The organism is Gilliamella sp. X-57 (assembly GCF_057063565.1).
In genome coordinates this window covers 1-3,513 of record NZ_JBXSQI010000045.1, presented here as the reverse complement: position 1 = coordinate 3,513, position 3,513 = coordinate 1, and the positions used below count along the sequence as shown (strand labels likewise).

At 34.4% G+C, this 3,513-nt stretch carries 5 protein-coding genes; all 5 read left to right on the top strand.

The window, feature by feature from the left end; translation table 11 throughout:
• Window positions 1-351: hypothetical protein (locus tag ACYIAL_RS12565; protein WP_483751877.1), on the top strand; the 351-nt coding region annotated here is incomplete at its 5' end.
• A gap of 15 nt (window positions 352-366) precedes the next feature.
• Window positions 367-1,200, top strand: a complete 834-nt coding sequence (locus ACYIAL_RS12560) for a DUF6708 domain-containing protein (protein ID WP_483751876.1) — start codon at window positions 367-369, stop codon at window positions 1,198-1,200.
• 3 nt (window positions 1,201-1,203) lie between these two features.
• Window positions 1,204-2,031 carry a DUF6708 domain-containing protein gene (locus tag ACYIAL_RS12555; RefSeq protein WP_483751875.1) on the top strand — a complete coding sequence of 276 codons (828 nt, stop codon included), beginning with the start codon at window positions 1,204-1,206 and terminating at the stop codon, window positions 2,029-2,031.
• Between the two features lie 40 nt (window positions 2,032-2,071).
• Window positions 2,072-2,512, top strand: a complete 441-nt coding sequence (locus ACYIAL_RS12550) for a hypothetical protein (RefSeq protein ID WP_483751874.1) — start codon at window positions 2,072-2,074, stop codon at window positions 2,510-2,512.
• Window positions 2,513-2,831: 319 nt separating this feature from the next.
• A complete protein-coding gene (locus tag ACYIAL_RS12545; protein WP_483751878.1) occupies window positions 2,832-3,356 on the top strand; it encodes a DUF6708 domain-containing protein in 525 nt (174 codons plus the stop codon).
• Window positions 3,357-3,513: the final 157 nt, after the last annotated feature.

Below are 3,513 nucleotides of genomic sequence, written 5' to 3'. Positions count from 1 at the left end.
GGTGGACTGCATGTGCATATTAAACTGCCCAATTTTGATGCGCAAAGCCGTTATGTCTGTATGGTCTATCTAACAGATTCTGAAGAGCAATCGGCTAAGGTCAAAATTGCAAAAGGTAAAGACGGTAAAAATCTGAATGTTACGGTATCACCCAATCAATGTAATTATGATTTAGTGCGCTGGGTTGCTTCTAAAGATTATCCTATCGAATCAAATATAAATAATACTGTGGCGATAGACCAAAAAGTTGCCGAATTAAGGTTAAAAGCCAAAAAAGTGATTGGCATATTACATTACTGGCAAAGTAAAGACGCCAAATCGCCACTACGCATTGAACATATTATCAATTAAAAAGGAGAACGAATAATGCCATCCAAATATCAACCGCAAGTTTCCGCATGGCGCGAGGATTTGCATAAAGGAATATATACAACACAATTACATTTAAGTAATAATAAAAAATTACGTTATGCTAATGATGATTATTGTGAGCTTTCTCGGCGGTTCACAGGGATGGGAAGCTTATTAATTAGATTGATTGTTATTATTCTTTTCTTTATATGTGTATTGATAATAATTTCTGGATTAGTTGCTGTACTTTTTGCTATATTTTATTTTGATACCCATAAAGCACTATTTATTCTTTCATTTTTTTTACTTTTAATATCCAGTCCAATATTTATTCAATTTTTTCTTACTTTTTTATTCTGTCCTGAAGATTGTCCTGTTCGCTTTAACCGTAAAACAGGTAAGGTTTATATTTATGACCATTTTCTGTTATATTGTGGTTCATGGGCTACCTTTACTCGCTCGCCCTTTAGAGCCAAAGAGATCAGTGTTAAAGAGTTTAATTGGGCAGATATTCAAGGTTGTATGACCTCAGTATCAGTTCCTATTGCCAGTGGCGGAACGGTTAGAAGCTACCGTCTAGAATGTGTGGTATGTGAGCCTAATACCACTAAAGTAATTGACCACTTTCTGTTGGCTGCTGATACCAGTTTAAACTATTACGAATGGATGTGGATAAATAGCTATATGGCGTTTTCGGATAATAATTTGGATGGGGAATTAATGCCGGAAGAAGAGTTCACATGGCCAATCAAAGTCAACTGGCCAGAAGAAATCGACAAAAAATCCAAAGCCAGCTCGCTTAAAGCGTATCAACAAATAGATGCTGAGTATAAAAAAATTAAGGAATAAATAATGCCATCTAAATATCAACCGCAAGTGTCATGCTGGCGCGAAGATTTATACAAAGGGGTTTATACAACCCGCCATTATTTAAGTAATAATAAAAAATTACGTTATGCTAATGATGATTATTGTGAATTTTCTCGGCGAACAAAAGGATGGGAGTGGGTTCCGCGTTGGGTCACTATTATTTGTTTAACAATGCTTATTTTATTATTGTTTTTTGGAGGATATGGTTTATCTTATGTTATTATTTTTGAAACTGAAGGGAAACTTATATTTATACCTCTTTGGTTATTGTGCCTTTATTTAATATATTTATTCTTACAGCTTGTTTTCTATCTATTATATGCTCCTGAGGATTGTCCAATACGTTTTAATCGAAAAACAGGTAAAGTTTATATTTATGACCATTTTCTTTTATATTTTGGTTCGTTAGAAACATTTACTCGCTCACCCTTTAGAGTGAAAGAGATAACGATGAAAGAGTTTGATTGGGCAGATATTCAAGGCGTCATGACGTCGGTATCGGCACCGATTTCTGGTGGTGGAATGGTCAGAACTTACCGTATAGAGTGTGTGGTATGTGAGCCTAATACCACTAATGTAATTGACCACTTTACTTTTTGTACAGATAGCAGTTTAAGCTACAATGAATGGATGTGGGTGAATAGTTTTATGGAATTTTCGGATAAAAACCTAGATACCGAACAGATGCCAGATGAATATGAGTGGTCGGTAAAAATCAATTGGTCAGAAGAACTCGACAAAAAATCCAAAGCCAGCTCGCTTGAAGCGTATCAGCAAATAGATGCCGAGTATAAAAAAATTAAGGAATAAATAATGTTCAAAGTATCATTGGCGTCATTTTAGTATTTATTTGGCTTTAAATTATCAATCTTATGATATGGAATTCTTTTTGGACGATATTCGTAATGATACTGATGAAAACGCTGCATTAATTTATGCCGGTGGACTGCATGTGCATATTAAACTGCCCAATTTTGATGCGCAAAGCCGTTATGTCTGTATGGTCTATCTAACAGATTCTGAAGAGCAATCGGCTAAGGTCAAAATTGCAAAAGGTAAAGACGGTAAAAATCTGAATGTTACGGTATCACCCAATCAATGTAATTATGATTTAGTGCGCTGGGTTGCTTCTAAAGATTATCCTATCGAATCAAATATAAATAATACTGTGGCGATAGACCAAAAAGTTGCCGAATTAAGGTTAAAAGCCAAAAAAGTGATTGGCATATTACATTACTGGCAAAGTAAAGACGCCAAATCGCCACTACGCATTGAACATATTATCAATTAAAAAGGAGAACGAATAATGCCATCCAAATATCAACCGCAAGTTTCCGCATGGCGCGAGGATTTGCATAAATGGGTATATACAACAAAATTACATTTAAGTAATAATAAAAAACTACGTTATGCTAATAATGATTATTGTGAATTGTCTAGGCGTTTAAGTGGGATGAATCCTTTACTTCGTATATTTATGATTACTATTGTGTTACTTTGTAATTTATTATCTATATGGGGGTTATCATGGATCATACCAAGTACTATTATAGACACTAAGGGCAATATAATAGTTATACCATGTTGTTTATTATTAATATTTTTTATTTATTTTTTTTCTAATGGCTTCGAATATTTTTTTTGCTCCTGAAGATTGTCCAATACGTTTTAATCGAAAAACAGGTAAAGTTTATATTTATGACCATTTTCTTTTATATTTTGGTTCGTTAGAAACATTTACTCGCTCACCTTTAAAAGTAAAAGAAATAACGGTTAAGGAGTTTAATTGGGCAGATATTCAAGGTTGTATGACCTCAGTATCAGTTCCTCTTGCTAGTGGCGGAATGGTTAGAAGCTACCGTCTAGAATGTGTGGTATGTGAGCCTAATACCACTAAAGTGATTGACCATTTTCTACTAGCAGCCTATAGCAGTTTAAGCTATGACGAATGGATGTGGATAAATAACTATATGGCCTTTTATGATAATAATTTGGATGCGGAATTAATGCCAGAAGAAGATTTCACATGGCCAATCAAAGTCAACTGGCCAGAAGAAATCGACAAAAAATCCAAAGCCAGCTCGCTTAAAGCGTATCAGCAAATAGATGCCGAGTATAAAAAAATTAAGGAATAAATAATGCCATCTAAATATCAACCGCAAGTGTCATGCTGGCGCGAAGATTTATACAAAGGGGTTTATACAACGCGCCATTATTTAAGTAATAATAAAAAATTACGTTATGCTAATGATGATTATTGTGAATTTTCTCGGCGAACAAAAGGATGGGAGT

Bases quoted from the DNA above. Each gene is read 5' to 3' on its own strand.
- ACYIAL_RS12555 (WP_483751875.1), top strand. From the start codon at position 1,204: ATGCCATCTAAATATCAACCGCAAGTGTCATGCTGGCGCGAAGATTTA.
- ACYIAL_RS12560 (WP_483751876.1), top strand. From the start codon at position 367: ATGCCATCCAAATATCAACCGCAAGTTTCCGCATGGCGCGAGGATTTG.